The organism is Zavarzinia marina (assembly GCF_021568905.1).
GTDB classification, from domain to species: Bacteria; Pseudomonadota; Alphaproteobacteria; order Zavarziniales; family Zavarziniaceae; genus Zavarzinia; species Zavarzinia marina.
Window position 1 is genome coordinate 382,016 of sequence record NZ_JAKGSB010000003.1, and the last position, 19,674, is coordinate 401,689.

18 protein-coding genes are annotated in these 19,674 nt (G+C 67.6%); 15 read left to right on the forward strand and 3 right to left on the reverse strand.

Annotation, left to right across the window (positions count from 1 at the left end; genetic code table 11):
- Window positions 1-613: 613 nt before the first annotated feature.
- From L2U69_RS10715 to L2U69_RS10760, 10 genes are all read left to right on the forward strand, one after another.
- Complete coding sequence (locus L2U69_RS10715) at window positions 614-2,197, forward strand: hypothetical protein (protein WP_236106796.1); 1,584 nt, start codon at window positions 614-616, stop codon at window positions 2,195-2,197.
- 120 nt (window positions 2,198-2,317) lie between these two features.
- Window positions 2,318-2,488 (forward strand): hypothetical protein, encoded by a 171-nt coding sequence (locus L2U69_RS10720; RefSeq protein ID WP_236106797.1) that lies wholly within the window; start codon window positions 2,318-2,320, stop codon window positions 2,486-2,488.
- Between the two features lie 520 nt (window positions 2,489-3,008).
- Complete coding sequence (gene cpaB / locus L2U69_RS10725; protein WP_236106798.1) at window positions 3,009-3,854, forward strand: Flp pilus assembly protein CpaB; 846 nt, start codon at window positions 3,009-3,011, stop codon at window positions 3,852-3,854.
- A gap of 59 nt (window positions 3,855-3,913) precedes the next feature.
- Window positions 3,914-5,293 carry a type II and III secretion system protein family protein gene (locus tag L2U69_RS10730; protein WP_236106799.1) on the forward strand — a complete coding sequence of 460 codons (1,380 nt, stop codon included), beginning with the start codon at window positions 3,914-3,916 and terminating at the stop codon, window positions 5,291-5,293.
- Entirely contained in the window at window positions 5,290-6,561 is a 1,272-nt protein-coding gene (locus L2U69_RS10735; protein WP_236106800.1) for a response regulator, read from the forward strand. Before L2U69_RS10730 ends, L2U69_RS10735 begins: the two co-directional genes overlap by 4 nt.
- A 15-nt stretch (window positions 6,562-6,576) precedes the next feature.
- Window positions 6,577-7,947, forward strand: coding sequence for a CpaF family protein (locus L2U69_RS10740; RefSeq protein WP_236106801.1), 1,371 nt, complete (start codon window positions 6,577-6,579; stop codon window positions 7,945-7,947).
- Between the two features lie 17 nt (window positions 7,948-7,964).
- A complete protein-coding gene (locus tag L2U69_RS10745; protein ID WP_236106802.1) occupies window positions 7,965-8,888 on the forward strand; it encodes a type II secretion system F family protein in 924 nt (307 codons plus the stop codon).
- Window positions 8,889-8,898: 10 nt separating this feature from the next.
- Entirely contained in the window at window positions 8,899-9,828 is a 930-nt protein-coding gene (locus L2U69_RS10750) for a type II secretion system F family protein (RefSeq protein WP_236106803.1), read from the forward strand.
- Window positions 9,825-10,508, forward strand: coding sequence for a tetratricopeptide repeat protein (locus L2U69_RS10755; RefSeq protein ID WP_236106804.1), 684 nt, complete (start codon window positions 9,825-9,827; stop codon window positions 10,506-10,508). Before L2U69_RS10750 ends, L2U69_RS10755 begins: the two co-directional genes overlap by 4 nt.
- Entirely contained in the window at window positions 10,505-10,876 is a 372-nt protein-coding gene (locus tag L2U69_RS10760) for a hypothetical protein (RefSeq protein ID WP_236106805.1), read from the forward strand. Before L2U69_RS10755 ends, L2U69_RS10760 begins: the two co-directional genes overlap by 4 nt.
- Window positions 10,877-10,912: 36 nt before the next feature.
- Here L2U69_RS10760 and L2U69_RS10765 read toward each other — a convergent pair whose 3' ends face one another.
- Window positions 10,913-11,308: a response regulator gene (locus L2U69_RS10765; protein WP_236106806.1), complete on the reverse strand. Its 396-nt coding sequence runs from the start codon at window positions 11,306-11,308 to the stop codon at window positions 10,913-10,915.
- Window positions 11,309-11,310: 2 nt separating this feature from the next.
- Window positions 11,311-12,987 carry a sensor histidine kinase gene (locus L2U69_RS10770; protein ID WP_236106807.1) on the reverse strand — a complete coding sequence of 559 codons (1,677 nt, stop codon included), beginning with the start codon at window positions 12,985-12,987 and terminating at the stop codon, window positions 11,311-11,313.
- A 536-nt stretch (window positions 12,988-13,523) separates the two neighbouring features.
- Here L2U69_RS10770 and L2U69_RS10775 point away from each other — a divergent pair.
- Window positions 13,524-14,558 carry a response regulator gene (locus tag L2U69_RS10775; RefSeq protein ID WP_236106808.1) on the forward strand — a complete coding sequence of 345 codons (1,035 nt, stop codon included), beginning with the start codon at window positions 13,524-13,526 and terminating at the stop codon, window positions 14,556-14,558.
- A gap of 48 nt (window positions 14,559-14,606) precedes the next feature.
- Here L2U69_RS10775 and L2U69_RS10780 read toward each other — a convergent pair whose 3' ends face one another.
- Window positions 14,607-16,004, reverse strand: a complete 1,398-nt coding sequence (locus tag L2U69_RS10780; protein ID WP_236106809.1) for an aminotransferase-like domain-containing protein — start codon at window positions 16,002-16,004, stop codon at window positions 14,607-14,609.
- A 534-nt stretch (window positions 16,005-16,538) separates the two neighbouring features.
- Between L2U69_RS10780 and L2U69_RS10785 the strand changes: the two genes are divergently transcribed.
- The 4 genes from L2U69_RS10785 to L2U69_RS10800 are packed head-to-tail and all read left to right on the forward strand — an operon-like array spanning window position 16,539 to window position 19,672.
- Window positions 16,539-17,021, forward strand: a complete 483-nt coding sequence (locus tag L2U69_RS10785) for an MSMEG_0572/Sll0783 family nitrogen starvation response protein (RefSeq protein ID WP_236106810.1) — start codon at window positions 16,539-16,541, stop codon at window positions 17,019-17,021.
- Between the two features lies 1 nt (window position 17,022).
- Window positions 17,023-18,075, forward strand: a complete 1,053-nt coding sequence (locus tag L2U69_RS10790) for a Nit6803 family nitrilase (RefSeq protein ID WP_236106811.1) — start codon at window positions 17,023-17,025, stop codon at window positions 18,073-18,075.
- Entirely contained in the window at window positions 18,011-19,126 is a 1,116-nt protein-coding gene (locus tag L2U69_RS10795; RefSeq protein ID WP_236106812.1) for an MSMEG_0568 family radical SAM protein, read from the forward strand. The genes L2U69_RS10790 and L2U69_RS10795 overlap by 65 nt, the downstream gene beginning before the upstream one ends.
- Before the next feature lie 3 nt (window positions 19,127-19,129).
- Window positions 19,130-19,672 (forward strand): MSMEG_0567/Sll0786 family nitrogen starvation N-acetyltransferase, encoded by a 543-nt coding sequence (locus L2U69_RS10800; protein ID WP_236106813.1) that lies wholly within the window; start codon window positions 19,130-19,132, stop codon window positions 19,670-19,672.
- Window positions 19,673-19,674: the final 2 nt, after the last annotated feature.

The following is a 19,674-nucleotide window of genomic DNA, read 5'->3' on the forward strand; positions in this document are numbered from 1 at the left end:
GTTCACCTCGGCTCCCGTGGTTTCGGGAGCATCCCCTTTATTCGGCGGACCATGCCCCCTGCCGCCCGACCGGCGCCGAACCCGGCGCCCTTCGTGCCGCCGCCGATCCTTCCCCCGAAGACCGGCCCCCAGAGACTGGAGCGCGTCACATCCTTCGATGCCGGAACCTGGGTGTTTTTCGACCCGGTCGCGTTTCAGCGCCGTCGAACCCGTTCGAAAGCCTCACGCCGTCCCTGGGGCGAGCCTCGATCCGGCGGGCCGAGCCTCGCTCGGGCACCGGCACCCGTCCTGCATATCCTTGACGCAACTTTGAAGGACCATGGGTCGGGGTCAAGGAACAAAGGCGCCATTTTCCTCCCGTTTTGCGGCGAGCCGTTACATCCGATTTGGAGCAATTTCCCTCATTATACCCGGATTGAGGAACAATCATATTCGATGCGGGGACTAATGCTGTGTAAGACGGGAGGGACGATTTCAGTACGGCGGCTTCTCATTTCCGGTCTCGATTGTCGAGCCTCGGGTCATGGGCCGGGCACCTGAATCGTGGTTTCGATCCGGTATTGGGCAAGGGGCCGTTTCCGGACTCGTGCACAGGGGCTTGCAAGAAATGAAGATGAATCCTTCGCCTAAATTGGCTCTCTTCGCGACGACGGCCATGGCCGTACTGTTCGGAACCGCCTTCGCGACCGCGCAGGAAAGCTATCCGATCTCCGGCGACCAGTTCGGTTACGGCGAACGCGCCGTCGCCGAAACCAGCTTCAATCTCGAGTTGTTCGGCGGTGGCGACGAGAACGGCGGCACCTACGGCGGCGCGCCCACCATCACCATCCCCCTCGGCGACAGCCTGGGGCTGCAGGTGGACGGCGTGGCCGGCTTCGCGGCGGACGAGGCGGGCTTTGCCGGCGGCGCGGCCCAACTCTTCTTCCGTGATCCCCAGAGCGGCCTGATCGGCGTCGCCGGCGGCGGCTACTACGTCGAGGGCACGGCGCAATACGCGGTCGCGGGCATCGCCGAATATTATCTCGACTCGGTCACCCTCGAGGCTCTCGTGGGCTATCAGACGGGCGACGTGATGGACGGCGCCTATGGCCGCGCCGGCATCTCGATCTACGCCAACCCGAACCTGCGCATCGGCGGCGGTGTCTCCTATTCCGAGGAGACCGAGATCGGCGGCGACATCCAGCTCGAGGCCCTGCTCACCGACATTCCGGGCATGGCCCTGTTCGCCACCGGCGTCTTCGACCAGCAGGGCTCCATGGGTTACGGCGGCGTGAAGTTCTACTTCAACAGCGCCACCAACCTGCTCGCGACCGACCGCACCAAGCAGGCGGGCGGCCCGACCCTGATCGACATGCACCGCAACCTGGGACGTCCCAATTTCTTCACCTCGGGCGGTGCCGGCTTCGGTCTGCGCCAGATCAGCCTCGTCGGCAGCGCGCTGAACGGCGGTGACCCGTTCGGTGACATCGATCCCGATCCCGAGACCCCCGACGGCGACACGGCGAATTGCGGCGACGGCGCCATCTGCGCGGTCCAGGATCTCGTCGACAATCTGACCGAAGGCACCGTGCTCGAACCGCTGAACGATCTGATCGTCGGCCTGCTCGACCCGAACGACGGCGCGCTCTCGGCGCTGACCGGCGCGCTCGAGGATCTGACCTCGTCGGACGACGGTGCGCTCGGCGCGGTCACCGATCTGGTGAACGCCCTGGTCAATACCCAGGACCAGGCGCTGGAGCCCCTGATCTCGGGCCTGAACGACATCCTGGCCGGTCTCACCGGCGGGCTGACGGGCGGTCTGTCGAGCAATGCGCTCGGCGACTTCATGGCCGCCGACGGCACGACCGACGAAGGCCTGATCGACGTCGTCCAGGATACGGTCGCCAACCTGCTGGACGGGACGCCGCTCGAGGGCGTCGGCGATCTGGTCGATGGTCTCGTCGACCCGGATACCGGCGCGCTGGCCGCCCTCACCGGGCAGCTGAACGAGCTGACGTCCGAGGACGCGGGCGCCCTCGGTCCGGTGACCGGCCTGGTCGACGCGCTGGTCGATCCCGACGTCGGTGCCCTCGACCCGGTGCTCGACGGCGTGAACGACCTGCTCGAAGGCCTCCTCGGCGGACTCGCCGGCGGCCTTTCGGGCGACGGCGCCAGCCTGAGCGGCCTGACCGGCCTGCTCGGCGGCCTCGGTGCCTGATCCGTTTCGGCCTGATCCGTTTCGGCCTGATCCGGCTCCGGAGGGGGCGGCCCGTTTGCAGCGCGGCCGCCTCTCCGCTATGGTCCTTGGCTCCTGCATCCCTTCGGGAACGGAAGCGACATGAAACCAATCCTTCGCCGGGCGAACCTGCGCAAGATCGTCGCCATGGCGCTGGTCGTGGGCATGGTCTCCGCGCTCGGCGCCTGCGGTGCCCGGCTCAAGGGCGGCGCCAGTGGCGGTACCGGCCGCGGCAGCTCGGCCGGCGGCGGCATCTCCATCCCCTTCCCCTGAGCGGCGCGCTCCCGAACGGTGGTTCCGGGAGGCGGCGCCGGCGGTCCGGACAGGGCGCTCCGGACAGGGCGTTCCGGACAGGGCGTTCCGGGTTACGGAACCGTGACCGATTCGGGCCGCGACCGGTTTCAGCGCGGTCTCGCGGCGCGGGTCTCGCGGGCGTCCCGACCCGCTTGCGGTGGCATGGGCAGGCTTCCTACCGCAATGCGGTAGGTCGGCCCGAATTCTCCACAAACTTACACCTGTTTGGCCGTTATTCGGTTCTGTCTGCGGCCAGTTCGATTATAGTTACCGCGGTGGATGTGCGGAAGGCGGGGGATCGCGCACCGGGGGGGAATGCCCATGTGCGTCCAGAACGCAAACGAAGCCTTTACCAAATTGCGCCAGATTGGCGTGGTGTTAACGGTTGAGTCGGTGGCCGGTCCTCGGTCGCGGGTGAGGCCTGGTCTTTGGACAACCTTGTCAGGGGCGCGGTCCGATGGGGCGATCTAAGTTTCGGTTGATCTTGGGGGTGGTGCTCGTGGCGATTGCCGTGGGCCTCATCGTCTACGGTATAAACTCCATGCGGCGGCCACCGCCGCCACCGCCGGCCAGCGACGGCCGGCCCGTCGCGGCGGCCCCGCGCGAGGATCTGGTGCCCGTCGTCGTCGCGCTGAAGAACATCGGCCGCGGTGCCAAGATCACGGCCGAACAGGTCACCACCCTTCGCGTCCAGGGGCCGGCGCCCGTCGGCTCGCTGTCGGAGCCGAAGCTGGCGGTCGACGCGATCGCGCTGACGGCGCTGCCGGCCGGCCAGATCCTCCTCCAGAGCACGATCCTCGCCCCCGGCGACGATGCCAAGCCCGGGCTTTCGGTCCTGGTGCCGGAAGGCATGCGGGCGGTGGCGATCCGTGTGAACGACGAGGTCGCGGTCGGCAACTTCCTGCGTGCCGACGACATCGTCGACATCCAGCTCGTGCTCGCCAACAACGCCCTCGGCCCGCCCGAGGAGGGCGGCAACCCGGAACGCCGCGAAAGCCGCGTGGTGCTCCAGGCGCTGAAGGTTCTCTCGGTCGGCGAGGCACTGACCATCGAGAACGATCAGCAGGCCGTGCGCATGCAGAACATCACGGTGGCCGTCACCCCGGAACAGGCGCTGGTGCTCGCCGTCGCCAAGCAGTCGGGCAGTTTCTACCTGGCGCTGCGCAATCCGGCCGACGAGGAGAAGGACGAGGTCAAGCCGGTTCGCCTGGAAGACCTGCTGGGCGCCGCGCGCCAGCAGCCGGTCTCCGACAGCGGCGAAGCCCTGCCGGCGCCGGCCGTGGTCGCGCCCCGTCAGGTGGAAGTCATCCTTGGGACCAACACGGGTAAGCAGGCGGTGCCATGAGTGAGATGAAGATGCTTCGGGTTCCCGAGAATCCGGTGGCGCCGCGAGGCCTTGCCGCGATGTCCGCAACGAATCCCCCGTCCGGTCTTCGGCGCCTCGCGCTGTCGGCCGTCGCCGCCACCGCTCTCGCCCTGGTGGCGCCCTGTGTCGACGGCATCGGCGTCCCTGAGGCCCGGGCGGCGGACTACGTCAACCGGCCGACCCTGGTGATCCAGCCCGGCGTGCAGACGCCGCTGAGCCTCGGCACCCCGATCGAGCGGGTGGCGATCGGCGATCCGGCCACGGTGACCGGCCGCGTGGTCGGGCCGCAGGACATCCTGCTGCTCGGCCTGAAGCCGGGCCGCACCAATCTGATCGTCTGGGAAGTGGGCGGCGAGACCGCCTATGTCTACCCGGTGGTGGTGCCGCTGAGCGTGGGCGACCTCGCGCGCGACCTGCGCGAGGATCCCGAGCTGGGCACCGTGCGGGTCGATACGGCGGGCGGCACGGTCGCGCTCAAGGGTTCGGTCTCGTCGAACGAGGCCCATGCCCGGGCGCTCCGCCTCGCCGCGCGCTATTTCCCGGACGGTGTGACCGACCAGATCCAGGTCATGCAGCAGCAGATGGTCAGCGTGGAGATCAAGTTCGCCGCGCTTTCGACCACAACGCTGAAGCGCCTCGGCTTCGATTTCCGCTCGGGCTCTTCCAACAGCTTCGAATTCGCGGTGGCGTCGCCGAGCGGCTCTATCACCGGCGATCTCAGCGGCGTCTCGCCGGTGGCGGACGCCCTGAACGTGCTGCTGCGCCTGCCGGGGTCCGACCTCTCGGCCGTGCTCGGCGTGCTCTCGGGCGCCAAGCTCGCGCAGATCCTGGCCGAGCCGACGCTGCTGGTCCGCTCCGGCGAGACCGCGGAATTCATCGTCGGCGGCGAAGTGCCGATCCCGGTGCCGCAGGACAATTCCGACACGATCACCGTCGACTACAAGGAATTCGGCATCCGCCTCAAGGTCTCGGCCACGGTGCTCAGTTCCAGCCGCATCCTGCTGAACCTGGCGCCCGAGGTTTCCGAACTCGACTACGGCAACGGCGTGACCATCCAGGGCACGCAGGTTCCGGGCCTCACCCGGCGCGGCGCGTCCTCGACCCTCGAACTCGGCGACGGCCAGAGCTTCGTGCTCGCCGGCCTCATGTCGTCGACCTCGGCGGATGCGGACGACGCCATTCCGATCCTCGGCGACCTGCCGGTCATCGGCGCCTTCTTCCGGCGCCAGCAGACCACGCGCGAGCGTCAGGAACTGATCATCGTGGCGACGCCGCGGCTGGTCTCGCCCATCGATCCGCGCAGCCTGCCGCCCATGCCCGGCACCGACCTGCAGAACTATGATCCCTCACTCGGCGACATGCTGATGGGCCGCAACCGCCTGCGCGATGTCCTGCCGCAATACGGGCTGATGCCATGACTTCGGAACGTCGCGCCATTCTCGTCGTCTCGAGCGACGAAGACTTCGCCGAACGTGTCACCTCGGCACTGTTCTCCCGCTGCAGCGTCGTGCGCGGCCTGCCGCAGCTCGAAACCCTGCGCGGCCTGATCGAATCGACGGGCGTCGAGGCGATCATCGTCGATCTCGACGACGTCGCCTGGGACGGCCGCAACATCACCGAGCTGATCGTCAGCCTGAAGGCGGAACAGCCGACGATCCCGCTCGTGGTCGCCAGCTACAACATCAGCGCCAATGCGCTGATCCCCGCCATGCGGGCCGGCGCCAACGACGTCATCGACAAGGATTTCGCCTCCGACGACCTGATCGCCCAGATGGATTGGCTGCTGCAGTCGCGGCCGGCGAAGCGCGGCGGCCATTCCGCCCGCATCGTCGCCGTGATGGGCCCGAAGCCCGGCGTCGGCTCGACCTCGATCGCGGTCGCCATGGCCGCCGAACTGGCGCGCCGCGCGGGGCCCAACGAGCGCGTGCTGCTGCTCGATTTCGGCTTTCCGCCGTCCGAGTCGGTGGACCTTCTGGGGATCAAGGCATCCTATTTCATGACCGATGCCCTGGGTGACATCGGGCGTCTCGATTCGACCCTGATCGAAGGCGCCTTCGCCCAGACCAAGGCGCCGCGCCTGTTCGTCCTGCCGCTCGCGGTCGATGACGAGAACGCCCAGATCGCGGGCGAGGGGGATCTGTCCCAGCTCGTCGACGTGCTGCGCTCCTATTTCACGGCGATCGTGATCGATGTGAACCGGCCGCTGGCGCCGCGCGTGGCGGACCGCATCTTCGTCGATGCCAATGCCGCGATCCTCGTCGTCGACCAGTCGATGACCTCGATCCACGGCGCCTCCATGGTGCTCGACCGCATGCGCCGCTCGATCAACAAGGATCCGGATTTCACCCTGGTGGTGTCGCGCCATGTCGCGCGGATGCCGCCGGCGCCGGAGGAGATCGCGACGGCGCTCAGGGCCAAGGGGCGGCCCTTCGTCGTGCCCGAGGACCGTCAGTTCATGGACGGCCAGCGCAACCTCGGCACCATGCTGGTGGCGGACGGCAGTTCGGCCGTCTCGAAGGCCGTGCGCACGGTGGTCGATGCCGTCGTGGCGAGCCAGATGCCGGCATCGGGGGGCAAGGCCCCGGCCGCGCCGGCGGCGCCCTCCCAGGTCGCGGCGACCCAGTCCCGCATCGCGGCGGGAGGCATTCTCTCGCGGTTCGGCATCGGCCGTTCCGGTTCCCGTTGAGGTCAGGAGTAGGCGATGCGTGAAGCAGGCGGTTCCGGCGGCAATGTTCCCCTCGGCGTTCCGGCCTTCCCGACCAATGTGCCGGGCGGGCGCGGCGACGGCGACATCTACACGTCGCCGCTCTATCAGGAGCTGAAGTTCCGCGCCCTCACCATCGTCCACGACTATCTCGAGAAGCGCGGCTTCACGCCCGACAAGGCGAACGGCGAAGTGGTGCGCAGCGAGATCAGCCGCGCCATCTCGGTGGTCGTCGCCGGCGCCGGCGTCGCCCTCAACGCCGCCGAGCGCGAGCGCCTGCTGGACGACGTCTTCTTCGAGATCGTCGGCCTCGGCCCGCTCGAACCCCTGCTGGCCGACACCACGGTGGACGACATCATCGTCAACGGCCCGAACCGGGTCTATGTCGAGCGCAGCGGCGTCCTGGAGAAGGTCACCACGCGCTTTCGCGACGACGCCCATCTGATGAACATCATCCAGCGCATCGTCAGCCCCATCGGGCGCCGGGTCGACGAGGCTTCGCCCTTCGTGGATGCCCGTCTGAAGGACGGCAGCCGCGTGAACATCGTGATCCCGCCGATCGCCCTCGACGGCGCCACGGTCTCGATCCGCAAGTTCAAGCGCATCCCCCTCAAGATCCACGACCTGATCCGCACCGGCACCATCAGCCAGGAAATGGTCGACTATCTGGCCGCCGCCGTGCGCTCGCGCCTGAACGTCCTGATCTCGGGCCGGACAGGCTCGGGCAAGACGACGATGCTGAACATCCTGTCGGGCTTCATCTCGGCGACGGAACGCATCGTCACCATCGAGGACGCGGCGGAGCTGCAGCTTCGCCAGTCCCATGTGGTGCGCCTCGAGACCCGGCCGCCGTCGGCCGACGGCACGCCCGAGATTACGGCGCGCGATCTCGTGAAGAATGCCCTTCGCATGCGTCCCGACCGCATCATCCTCGGCGAAATCCGCGGCGGCGAGGCGGTCGAAATGGTGCAGGCCATGACCACGGGCCACGACGGCTCGATGGCGACGGTCCACGCCAATTCGCCCCAGGACGCCATGAGCCGCCTCGAACTGCTGCTCTCCTTCGGCGGCATGAAGGCGGATGTCGCCACGGTGCGCAAGCAGATCACCTCGGCGGTCCAGGTCGTCGTCCAGGTCCAGCGCCTGTCCTCCGGCGCCCGCAAGGTGATCTCCATCGCCGAGGTGGTGGGCATGGAGGGGGAGACCATCGTCCAGAACGAACGCTTCCGCTACCGCGAGAATCCGGGCGCGCCGGGCCAGGGCTCCTTCGTCATGGTCACGCGCCATTCCGCGTTCCAGGAACGTCTGGCCACGGTCGCCGGCACCGGCTTCGGCGGCGGCGTCGGCCGCTTCGACGGGCGGCCCTGAGGCCCGGGAGAGAGATCATGATCCAGATCGGTCTCGCCATTCTGATCATCGTCGCGGCGGGTTACCTGGTCGACGCCTATCTCCACGACAGGAACGTCGACAAGCGTTACCGCGCCCGTCTCGCAAGCCTCAGCCGCTCGGTCGGCGGCGGCTTCGAGGGCGACGAGGAGATGATGGAGACGGAACGCCTGATGGCGCGCCTGATGATGTCGTCCTCCGGCATCACCCGGCGTCTGATGCAGGCCGACTGGAAGGTGACGCCGGAACGTTTCGTCGCCTTCATCGCGGGGCTCTTCGTCGTCGCCGCGGTGGCCATCTGGTTCCTCGGCCTGCTCGGCGGCCTGGCGGCCGGCCTCGCCTATGTGGGCCTCGCCTACATGCTGCTGTCGAATGCGGCCGACAAGCAGGTGAACGCCTTCCTCGAGGAATTGCCCAATTTCCTCGAGCGGCTGCGCCAGCTCGTCTCCACCGGCAACAGCCAGGTTCAGGCCTTCGACAAGGCGCTCGCCTATTCGGGGGACGCGACGCGGTGCTATCTCGATCCCGTGGCACTGCGCCTCAAGATCGGCGTGCCGCTGCCGGACGCGCTGCGGGTGCAGGCCCAGCGCCTGGGGATCGCGGAACTGGCGATGCTGGCCATGATCGTGCGCACCAACCTGCGCTACGGCGGCAATCTCGGCTATATCCTGGAGCATCTGGCCCGGGTGCTGCGCGATCGGACAAGGGTGCGCAGCGAATTCAAGTCGCTGTCGTCGGAACTTCGCTCGACCGCCATCGTCATGGTGGCGATCCCGCCCCTGGTCGCGGTCGCCATCATGGTGATGAACCCCTCCTATCTCGACTATTTCGTCGAGGAAGGGCAGACCGCGCTGTGGCTCGCGATCGGGCTCGAAGTCGTCGGCATTCTCATCATGCGCCGCATGATGAAGGTCGAATATTGAGAGGGGCGCGATGATGTCGGCGATCTTCTTCGTCTCCATAGCCTTCGTGCTCTCCGGGCTGCTGCTCCTCTTCGTCGGCAGCAACGTGGTTCTGGACGAGATGCGCGGCATGAGCAACGACCGCCGCCTGCGCGGCCGTCTGGCGGATGTCGGCCGGACCGACGCCATCGTCGAGGAGGATCGCGACGAGGGCGGTTTCTTCGAGACGATCGGCCGCGCGACCACGAGCAGCGCCAGCACCATCGCCGAATTCGAACAGATCATGCGGTCCGTCGGGCGCTACGACGCGGGCGCGCCCTATTGGCTGGCGGGCCTGCGGCTGGTCGCGGCGATCGCCCTCGCCCTGATCGGCTTCGGCGTCGGTCTCGGGTTCTGGAGCATGACGACGGCGCTGTTCCTCTGTCTCACCGGTTTCGCCGTCGGCTATCTGGTGCCGCGCTACTTCCTCTCCAGCATGGCGGCGGCGCGGCGGCGGCGCATCGAGCGCGAACTGCCGTTCATGATCGACATGCTGCTACTTCTCGTGCGCTCCGGCGCCTCGATCGAACAGGCGTTCCGCCACCTGACCCAGGAAGAGGCGGACGGCCTCGGCACCATCAAGGCCACCCTCGACCGGCTCGTGAACGACATCGACCAGGGCAAGGGCTACGAGGTCTCGCTGCAGCGCTGGGGCGCGCGCCTCGCGATCGACGAAGGCCGCGAATTCTCGGCCCTGCTGATCCAGTCGCTGGCCCATGGCACCGAACTGACCCAGGCCCTGAAGGTGTTTTCCGACACGCTGATCGAACGGCGCATGAACAATGCCCGGTCCACCATCGGCAAGCGCATGACGCAGATGACGGTGATCATGATGCTGTTCATGATGCCGCCGCTGCTGATCGTGATCGGCGCGCCGGCGGTCACCCGTCTGATCGACGGCTTCGCCCGGGTGAACGGATGACCATCCGGCGTTCCTGTTCGGCCGCCTGTCGCGCCCTCGGCATCGTCTTGGCGGCGGCCGTGCTGACGACCGGTTGCGCCCGCTCGGCGCCGACCCGGTCCGTCGACGGCGTGGCGTCGAACGCGCCGACGCCAGAGGAGGACCAGCTCTATATCGCGCTGATCCGGGGCATGAACGAACGCGGCCAGTCCCAGGCGGCGCTGGCCTTCCTCGACGATTACCTGGGGCGCCACCCGGGCGATGTCGAAGCCCTGTCCCTGAAGGGCGAGGCGCTGCTGCGCACCGGCCAGACCGACGAGGCGGACCAGATCTACATCCAGCTCGACCGGCGGCGCATCCAGCCCGTCGCGGCGTTCGGGCTCGGCCAGGTGCGCGCCAAGGTCGGCGACTGGAAGGGAGCGGTGCCGCAATATGCCCGCGCCGCGAAGGCCGCGCCGACGGATTCGCGCGTCCTGAACAATTACGGCTTCGCCCTCATGAAGATCGAGGACTACGCTGAGGCCTATGACGTGCTGGCTCGCGCCAGCCAGTTGAGTCCCGAGAGCACACAGATCAGGACCAATTTCGCCATCGCGGCGATGAAGAGCGGCCGCGAGGCCGAAGTGCCCAAGATTCTGGCCCGCATCCCCGAAGAGGAACGCGGCGCCACCCTTTCCTTCGTTCGGAGTTGGCAGCCATGACACGATACAATCAGTCGCGCGCCCGGGCCCGGGTTCAGGCCATTACCGTTTCGCCGGCGGCGATCGTCGCCGGTGTCCTGCTCGCTTCGGCCTTGGCCTTCGCCGCGGCCATGGTCGTCCCGGCGCCGGCGCGCGCCCAGTCCGGCCCGACCAGCCTCAGCACCGGCGGGACGGCGACGCCGGTGCTGCCGCCCTTCGCCCGTACGCGCTCGATCATCCAGGCCCAGAACGCCTCGCGCGGGGCGCGCGCCATCAGCGGCGGGCCGGAGCTCGACAAGATCTATCAGAACTATCTGGATTCGATCGGCAAGGGTGGGGCCGGCGGCGAGGGGGTTTCGTTGAGCGCCGGGCCGGGCAGCCCCGACTGAGGCTGCCGCCGGCATCCCGTCATGTCGGCGGCGCGGTCAGCCGCCGGCCTTCACCAGACTGTCGATCACGCGGCGGCAGATGTCGAAGCTGAGCGGCTTGTTGAGGACGATCGGCGCCAGTCCGCGGTGCGACGCGGCCTCGGCCACCATTTCCGGATTGCCGCTCATCAGCACCACCTGCTCGGTGTGGCGCAGCAGGGTCATGATCTCGGCGGCGCGCACGCCGCCCAGCTGCGGCATGCCGACATCCATCAGGACGACGTCGGGCCGCTGGTCACGGGCGATCTCCACCGCCTCGATCCCATTGGCGGCCTCGAGCACGCTGTAGCCGACGCGGCCGAACAGTTCCGCCAGTTCGGTGCGCAGATCGAAATCATCGTCCACCACCAGAATGGTCGGCTTCTTGTCCGTCTTGTTGCTCGCGACATTCATCGTCAGCTGGCCGCTTCCTCGACATAGGTCGGTATCTCCAGGCGGAAGACAGCGCCTCCCTCCCGGTTGAAGGCGGCGATGTTGCCGCCCATGTCGGTCATCAGCGTGCGGCAGATGGCGAGTCCCAGTCCGCTGCCGTGTCCCACCTCCTTCAAGGTGAAGAATGCGTCGAAAATACGGTTCATGACGTCGGCCGGGATGCCGCCGCCCGTATCCTGGACCTCGACCACCAGGCGGTCGGAGACACCGTCGTCATAGACGGCGACATGGATCACGCCCTTGGTCGGTTCGCCCCGGCGCTTGCAGTATTCCGTGATCGCGTCGCGCGCGTTCACCACCAGGTTCAGGAACACCTGCTGCAGCGACACCGGATTGGCCTTCAGCGCCCGGCAATAGGGTGGCGCCTCGCAGATCAGCTCGATGCCGCGGTTGCGCAGCGAACCCTCCGTCAGGTTGCGGATGTTGTCCATGATCTCGGTGACCGAGACGGGGCGCAGCCCCAGGGTGCGGCGGTCCGGATGGGCGAGGGTGCGGATCGCGCTGATGATCTCGCCGGCGCGCAGCGCCTGATCGTGGATGCGGTCCAGCTTGCTGTCGACGATGGCGCGTTCGGCGGCCATGCCGTGATTGCTCTCGCCGACCGCCTCGAGCGCCAGCTTGGCATTCTTCACGGCCATGGCGATGACCGACAGCGGCTGGCTGATCTCATGGGCGATAACGGTCATCAGCTCGCCGAGCGTGGCGAGCTTGGCCGTGTTGATCAGCACGTTCTTCTGCTCGTCGACCTCGAAGGCCTGGGTGGCGATCAGGCTGAGGCGCTGCATCAGGGCCAGTTGCGACGGTTCGAAGAAGCCGGGCCGCGCGTGCAGCGCGACCAGCATCGCCGCCTCGTTGCCGATGGTGATCGGCGCCACCAGGGCATTGCGGAAGCGTTCGCGCATGATGTCGGGGAAATCGTTCCATTCCCGCACGGTCGCCAGATCCTCGACCAGCAGCGCCTCGCCCATCAGGGCGGCGTTGATGACGTCGCCCGGCGGCCATTGCAGGCCGGTCAGGCGCGGATCGGTGGCGACCACCGCCAGCAGTTCGTCGCGGGTGCGCCGGCGCACCACCAGGGCTTCGTCGAAGCGCAGCAGGCGCGAGAACAGATTGAACAGATCGGCGCATTTGTCGGCCAGCGGGCTCGGCTGGATCAGGGCGCGCAACGAGGCGAGGAGGACGTCCGCCTCCTCGCGCAGGCGCATTTCGCGGTTCCGGTTGGCTTCGGCGCGTTCCAGCAGTTCGACCAATTCGCCCCGGTGCTGTTCGTCGAAGGGCCGGCCGCTCCAGACCTTGCCGACGCCGACATAGCCGCCGCCGTCCTGCGGCGTGCCGGTCAGGGTGAAATTGGCGACCGAACCGTCGCGCTGCACGAAGCTGAGGGCGACGTCGCGCATGGGCACCTGTCGGTGCAGGAGATCGCTGAACGCCTCGCCCTGGGCGGGGTAGAGGGTGCGCTGCGCGAGGCGGTCCAGCCTGGCGCCGCGCAGGAGTTGGATGACGGCGGGATCGCAGGCGACGTCGAGGGGCGATGCATCCTCGACCCTGAAGTCGGCGCCGGTGCGCCAGGTGAAATCGGCCGCGAGGCTGAGAAGGTCGGGCAGGGGGGCGCGGGCGCCGGCATCGGCGACGTCGACCATGGTCCTCAGCCTTTCAAGGTCGGGCGTTTCGCGCCCGATGCCTTCGGGACCGGGCGCTTCGCGCCCGACGGTGCCGCACGATAAGCCGGTACTGTTGCGCGCGCCTTAATCTTCACAACCGCTTCCCTCGCCCCTTGCCCACGAACTTCGAAACGAAGCTCGATCGGCCTTCTGCCAAAGCCCTGCGGGAATCAAATCCCCGGATTCGCCTCATGCGCGGACTTTTACCCTTATTCGTCCGTCCGGCCGGCGTATCCGACGCAGAGATTAACGCATGTTAAGGAAACTTCGTGAATACGGCGTAAATTTCTCCCGCTTTGGCGTCTGCCGAAATTACATTGTTCCGGGGGCGCGACTATCGCGAATCATTCGGTTTTGGATCAGTTTATGATTTGTTTATGATGTTTGGGTATAGTCCCAACCAGCATGAAGCCGGTTGAGCCGGCTCGGTCGGCGCGGATGGAATCACTTCCATTTCGTGTCTGAAAAGGCATAAAGGGTTCATGTCCGCCCAAATGGGGGAGGTGGAGTTTCAGATGACGTCTGGTCCCAATCGTTCGAACGCGATCTCGACACCTGTCTATGTGATCGACGACGATGCCTCGATCGTTGAGGAGGTGGGCGATTTCCTGAAGCTCAAGGGGTTCGTGGTCAAGGCCTTCTCCGTGCCGGCCGAGGCGCTGGAGCAGATGCTGGCCGAATCGGAGCCCTTCCTCCTCGTCACCGACATGCAGATGCCGGGCCTCAGCGGTCTCGACCTCGTGCGCGAGTTGCGCCATTTCGGCGGCAGCCCCCGGGTATTCGAAACCATCCTGTTTTCCGCCTTCGCCGATCTCGACCGGGCCATCAACGCCCTGAAGCTCGGTGTGCTCGACTTCCTGGTGAAGCCGGTCGATCTCGATCAACTCGTCGCCGCGATCCATCGCGCCGCCGAGGCGCTGGATCAGCGCCGGGACGCCAAGGGCAACGACCGCGACCTCTCGACCCAGCTCGCCGAGACCCTGGCCAAGGCGAAGGAACTGACCTCGACGATAGAGAATGCCGCCGTGCGGCTCTCGCGCGAATCGATCACGCCGGCGACGTCGCCGCTCGCCCGGCCCGCGGCCGCGCCGCCGCCCAGCGCCGGCCCGGCGCAGCCGGTCCACCGTCTGGTGGTCAATCCGCCCCGTACCCTGCCCGGCCAGGCCCCGGAAGAGGGGGAGATGCTTCACCGCATCAAGGCGTTGCAGGCCGCGCGTCGCTTCCGCGACAAGCTGCTGCCGTCCTGTGTCGACGGTGACGCCAATTGGGAAATCCTGCTCTATCTGATCGAGCAGTCGCTGCTGCATCGGGTGGTGTCCGTCACCAGCGCCTGTCACGCGACGACGCTGCCGTCGACCACCGCCATGCGCAAGATCGACGAACTGGTCTCGACCGGCTGGCTGCAGAAGCGTCCCGATCCCTCGGACCGCCGCCGCACCCTGATCGCGCCGACCGATCTGTGCCGCGAGCGCATGCGCAACTACCTGCTGGGCCTGCCGGTGAACATCGGCACCCCGGGCTTCGAATCCTCGGTTCCGGCCCTGGCCTGATCACGGGGCCGCCCCCCGCCTGGCGGCCCGCCCTTCACTTCCGAAAAATCAGATGACGCTGGCCGTCGCCGCCGGCGCCGGGTGATTCATGGCGTCCGCCACGAATTCCAGGGCCTGACGGGTCGCCTGGCGGTCCAGCACGCCGCCCAGGCAGACGCGCACCGCCTCCGGCGGCGTGCCGCCCACATTGAAGGCATCGCTGCCGACGACACCGATGCCGGAATGGCGCATGTGGGCGGCGAAGCCCGCCCGGGTCCAGGGCGGCGGCAGGTGGATCCAGACGTGGAACGCTTCGGGATCGGTGTCGTAGGTGCCGGCCGGCAGGATCTCGCGCACCAGGACCTGGCGCGCGCGCGATTCCTCGCGCACGGCGGTCAGCAATTGCTCGGCGACGCCGTCCTCGATCCACTGAGTGGCCAGCGCCACCGTCAGGGGCGAGGCCATCACCGTCGCGGCCCGGAGCGAGGCGGCGAGCGGCCAGACGCTGCGCACGTCGGGCGCCACCAGATAGGCGATGCGCAGGCCCGCGCCGAGGCTCTTGGCAAGGCCCGAGACGTAATAGGTGATTTCGGGCGCGAGCGTGGCGAAGGCCGGCGGCGGCGACACCGGGATGAAGCCATAGGCGTCGTCCTCGACGATCTTCACGCCGTGGCGCCGCGCCACCGCGATCAGGGCCTGACGCCGGCGCTGCGAGATCGTCGCCGTCGTCGGATTGAGCAGGGTCGGATTGCAGTAGAGCGCCTTGGGCGCATGCTCGCGGCAGACCGCCTCGAAGGCATCGGCGATCATGCCCTCGCCGTCGGTCGGCACGCCGATCAGGCGCAGGCCCAGTTGCGCCGTCAGCGCGCGGACCCCCGGATAGGTCAGGGCCTCGCAGGCGACGGCGTCGCCCGGGCGCGCCAGGGTGCCCAGAATGGCGAGAAGGGCGCTGTGGGCGCCGGGACAGATCAGCAGGCGGTCAGCGGTCGTGTCCAGGCGGTGGCGCGCCAGCCAGCGCACCGCCACTTCCTTGTCCGTGGGCGCGCCGCCGAAACCCTGATAGCGCAGCAGCACGTTGAGATCGGCGCCGATCTCGACCAGGCCCCGGCGCATCCGTTCCAGAAGCGCCGGATCGCGGGGCTCCGGCGGCAGGTTCATGGTCATGTCGGCGAGTTCGAGCGGCCGCGCCGGCCGAGCCCCCGACGCCGGCATGACGGTGCGCACGAAACTGCCCGCGCCGACCCGGGATTCGATCAGGCCGCGGCGCTGCGCCTCGACATAGGCGCGGGCGACGGTGGTGAAGTTCAGGCCGAGTTGTTCCGCCAGCCGGCGCTGGGGCGGCAGGCGATCGTTCGGGGCCAGACGCCCGGCGCGCATGTCGGTCTCGATGGCGTCGGCGATGGCGATGTAGTGGGGGCGGCTCGTCTTCCCGATGTGCGGGACCCATCCGACGATTTTGCGCGACATTCCACGACCTGCCCGAATTGACTGCATCAAATGGGCCAGATGCGCCCTGATTGACTGCATCGAAGTTGAGATGCAAAGACTGCATCCGGCCCTTGGGGGTCGGCGCGACCATCAATGCTGTCTTTCATTAAACGCCCCGATGATGCGGCACGCAAGCGGGCTTCGCTTGCACGCCGCCGTCGGCGGCGCCAGCCGCCTCCCGGCCCGGAATTCCGACAGCCGCAGGATCTCAGGGGTATCGGCAGGGATGGTCGCTTCGGGTATCGGGCCGAACGCGCGGGCCAAGGCCATTTCGGCGCACCGCGACGCGATCTGGATTGATTAAAAAAAGCGCACATGCGTGCCCGGATTCGCATCACAGCCCAATTTGCAGGCATCGGTGATTCTCCCGGCAGGGCCTAATTGAATGCATTTATTGATCGCATTGAAATGCTTCTGACTATTGATTGTGCAGATATTTGACTGGCACGGCGTTTGCAATCCGAGGCCTGTCCAGCGCGCGGATTTCGGCAACCACAGTTCGGAGAAAAGGCGATGCCCGCAGTTACCAAACCCGCCCACGAGAAGGGCGATTTCTTCGTCGACTACGAGGAAAAGGTATTCGAGGACGTGAAGGCCCAACCGGGTGAGAAGGCGCTGGTCACCTTCCACACGGTCGCCTTCGAAGGCTCCATCGGCCTCGTCAACCTGCTGCAGGCGACCCGCCTGCTGCGCAAGGGGTTCGAAACCTCGGTCCTGCTCTATGGTCCCGGTGTCACCCTCGGGGTTCAGCGGGGCTTTCCCACCCTGGGCGACGAGGCCTTCCCCGGCCATCTCGCCATGAACAACCAGATCGTCAAGTTCATGGGCGAGGGGGGCAAGGTCTATGCCTGCCGCTTCGCGCTCCAGGCCCTCTACGGCCATGGCGAGCCGTCGCTGATCAAGGGCATCACGCCGATCAACCCGCTGGACGTCATGGATCTGATCCTGCTCCACCGGCGCGACAACGCCTTCATCGTCAACACCTGGACGCTCTGACATGACGGCGGATGGACGTAGGATCCGGGCCGCGGCGGTCCAGATCGCGCCCGACATCGCGCGGCCCGACGGCACGCTCGAGCGGGTGTTGAACGCCACCGCCGAGGCGGCGGACAGGGGGGCGGGGCTGGTGGTCTTTCCCGAGACCTTCGTGCCCTACTATCCCTATTTCTCCTTCGTCCATCCGCCCGTCGCGACCGGTGCCGACCATCTCCGGCTCTACGACCATGCGGTCGCGGTGCCGGGGCCCGTGACAAGGGCGGTCTCGCGCATGGCGGCGGAGAAGGGCATCGTGGTCGTCCTCGGCGTCAACGAGCGCGACCACGGCACCCTCTACAATGCCCAGCTCGTCTTCGATGCCGACGGCAGCCTGGTGCTGCACCGGCGCAAGATCACGCCCACCTTTCACGAGCGCATGATCTGGGGCCAGGGCGACGGCGCGGGGCTTCGTGTCGTGCCGACCGCCGTGGGCCGCCTCGGCGCGCTCGCCTGCTGGGAACACTACAACCCCCTCGCGCGCTACAGCCTGATGGCCCAGCACGAGGAGATCCACGCCAGCCAGTTCCCGGGGTCCATGGTCGGGCCCGTGTTCGGCGACCAGATGGAAGTGACGATCCGCCACCACGCCCTCGAGTCCGGCTGTTTCGTGGTCAATGCCACGGGCTGGCTGACCGAGGATCAGATCGCGGCCATCACCCCCGATCCCGCCCTGCAGAAGGGGCTGCGCGGTGGCTGCTGCACGGCGATCGTCAGCCCCGAGGGCAAGCACCTGGCCCCGCCCCTGACGGAGGGGGAGGGCATGGTGATCGCCGATCTGGACATGAATCTGATCACCAAGCGAAAGCGCATGATGGATTCGGTCGGCCATTACGCCCGGCCTGAACTCCTCTCCCTTCACCTAGACGATCGCCCGGCCCGGGTCATGACGACCGCGACCGGCGCAACCGCCCCCGTTCCAAACGATCTGCCCGAGCCGAGGATGGACCGCGATGAAACCGACGACGCAGCAATCTCTGATCACCGAATTGCAGTCCTTCGGGGTCCGGCTGGCTGATCCAGGCGCGGGCGCGCCCAGCCGCCGTGGCGGCGCCGGCCCGTCGGACCACAAGGCGATGACCATCGAGGGCCGCACGGTGATGGTGCCGGTCCATACGGCGGGCGCCTTCGCCTCGCCCTACGTCGCCTCGGTGCCCGACGCCGCCGGCGTCTCCACCATCCGGCGCGACGGCACGGTGGTGGGCGAGGTCAGCTTCCCGCTGCAGCCGCGCTTCTATGCGATGCAGACCCTGGACGGCGTACCCTATTCCCAGATCGCCACGCTCCATGGAAGGGACGTGCTGGCGACCACCATCCTGCAAACCTGCATCCGCTATCAGAGCCGGACCAAGACCTGCCGCTTCTGCGCCATCGGCCAGTCGCTGGCGGCCGGGCGCACCATCGCCCACAAGACGCCGGAACAACTGGCGGAAGTGGCGCGCGCCGCCGTCCTTCTCGACGGCGTGAAGCACATGGTGATGACGACCGGCACGCCCAACGTCACCGACCGGGGCGCCGCCGTGCTGTGCGACAGTGCCTTCGCGGTCAAGGCGGCGGTCGACTTGCCGATTCAGGGCCAATGCGAACCACCGGACGACGATCAATGGTTCCACCGCATGAAGGCGGCGGGGATCGACGCTCTCGGCATGCATCTCGAAGTGGTCACGCCCGACCTGCGCCGGGCGATCATGCCGGGCAAGGCGTCCGTGCCCGTCTCACGCTATCTCGACGCTTTCTCGGCCGCCGTGCCCGTCTTCGGCCGGGGCCAGGTCTCGACCTATATTCTGGCCGGTCTCGGCGACACGAGAGAAGCGATCCTGTCGATCTGCGAGACCCTGATCGGCCTCGGCGTCTATCCCTTCGTGGTGCCCTTCGTGCCGATCAGCGGCACGCCCCTCGAGGATCATCCGACACCGTCGCCCGCCTTCATGCGCGAGCTGCTGGGCCCGCTCGGCGCCATGCTGAAGGCGGGGGGGCTGCGATCGGCCGACATCAAGGCGGGCTGCGGCAAATGCGGGGCGTGTTCCGCGCTCTCGGCCTTCGAGGCCCCCGCAGAGTCGGAGAATTGAACCATGCTGTTCGAGCCGATCCTGCCCTATGTCAGCGGCGAAGCGCGGGTGAAGCTGGTCACGGCATCGTGGGAGTTGGCGGACGCGCGTGATCTGCGCCGTCTCGTCTTCTGCCGCGAACAGCGGATCTTCACCGGCGACGACGGCGACGCGCGGGACGGCTCGGCCGTGCCCCTGGTCGCCCTGGCGCCGATCTTCGGCGTCGCCGATCAGGTGGTCGGCACCGTCCGCATCAACGAGGAGGCGCCGGGGCACTGGTCCGGCTCGCGTCTCGCCGTCGATCCCGCCTGGCGGCGTCTCGGCGCGCTGGGCGGGGCCTTGATCCAGCTTGCGGTCTCGACCGCGACGGCAAGGGGCGCGCGGCGTTTCACGGCCCATGTCCAGGCCGCCAACGCGCCCCTGTTCCACCGCCTGCATTGGCGCACGATCGAGGTCGTCGATTGCCACGGCAGGCCCCACCATTTCATGGAAGCGGATCTCGCGCATTATCCCCCCTTCGCCGACGGCGCGCGCGGCTTCCAGGTCCTGATCCGGAGAGAACGGTGAGC

Excerpts from the sequence above, each read along its gene's own strand:
- L2U69_RS10720 (WP_236106797.1), top strand. The coding sequence starts at position 2,318 with ATGAAACCAATCCTTCGCCGGGCGAACCTGCGCAAGATCGTCGCCATG.
- L2U69_RS10765 (WP_236106806.1), bottom strand. The coding sequence starts at position 11,308 with ATGAATGTCGCGAGCAACAAGACGGACAAGAAGCCGACCATTCTGGTG.
- L2U69_RS10780 (WP_236106809.1), bottom strand. The coding sequence starts at position 16,004 with ATGTCGCGCAAAATCGTCGGATGGGTCCCGCACATCGGGAAGACGAGC.
- L2U69_RS10770 (WP_236106807.1), bottom strand. The coding sequence starts at position 12,987 with ATGGTCGACGTCGCCGATGCCGGCGCCCGCGCCCCCCTGCCCGACCTT.
- L2U69_RS10715 (WP_236106796.1), top strand. The coding sequence starts at position 614 with ATGAATCCTTCGCCTAAATTGGCTCTCTTCGCGACGACGGCCATGGCC.
- L2U69_RS10775 (WP_236106808.1), top strand. The coding sequence starts at position 13,524 with ATGACGTCTGGTCCCAATCGTTCGAACGCGATCTCGACACCTGTCTAT.
- L2U69_RS10755 (WP_236106804.1), top strand. The coding sequence starts at position 9,825 with ATGACCATCCGGCGTTCCTGTTCGGCCGCCTGTCGCGCCCTCGGCATC.
- L2U69_RS10740 (WP_236106801.1), top strand. The coding sequence starts at position 6,577 with ATGCGTGAAGCAGGCGGTTCCGGCGGCAATGTTCCCCTCGGCGTTCCG.
- L2U69_RS10795 (WP_236106812.1), top strand. The coding sequence starts at position 18,011 with ATGAAACCGACGACGCAGCAATCTCTGATCACCGAATTGCAGTCCTTC.
- L2U69_RS10750 (WP_236106803.1), top strand. The coding sequence starts at position 8,899 with ATGATGTCGGCGATCTTCTTCGTCTCCATAGCCTTCGTGCTCTCCGGG.
- L2U69_RS10760 (WP_236106805.1), top strand. The coding sequence starts at position 10,505 with ATGACACGATACAATCAGTCGCGCGCCCGGGCCCGGGTTCAGGCCATT.
- L2U69_RS10745 (WP_236106802.1), top strand. The coding sequence starts at position 7,965 with ATGATCCAGATCGGTCTCGCCATTCTGATCATCGTCGCGGCGGGTTAC.
- L2U69_RS10735 (WP_236106800.1), top strand. The coding sequence starts at position 5,290 with ATGACTTCGGAACGTCGCGCCATTCTCGTCGTCTCGAGCGACGAAGAC.
- L2U69_RS10785 (WP_236106810.1), top strand. The coding sequence starts at position 16,539 with ATGCCCGCAGTTACCAAACCCGCCCACGAGAAGGGCGATTTCTTCGTC.
- L2U69_RS10790 (WP_236106811.1), top strand. The coding sequence starts at position 17,023 with ATGACGGCGGATGGACGTAGGATCCGGGCCGCGGCGGTCCAGATCGCG.
- L2U69_RS10800 (WP_236106813.1), top strand. The coding sequence starts at position 19,130 with ATGCTGTTCGAGCCGATCCTGCCCTATGTCAGCGGCGAAGCGCGGGTG.
- L2U69_RS10730 (WP_236106799.1), top strand. The coding sequence starts at position 3,914 with ATGTCCGCAACGAATCCCCCGTCCGGTCTTCGGCGCCTCGCGCTGTCG.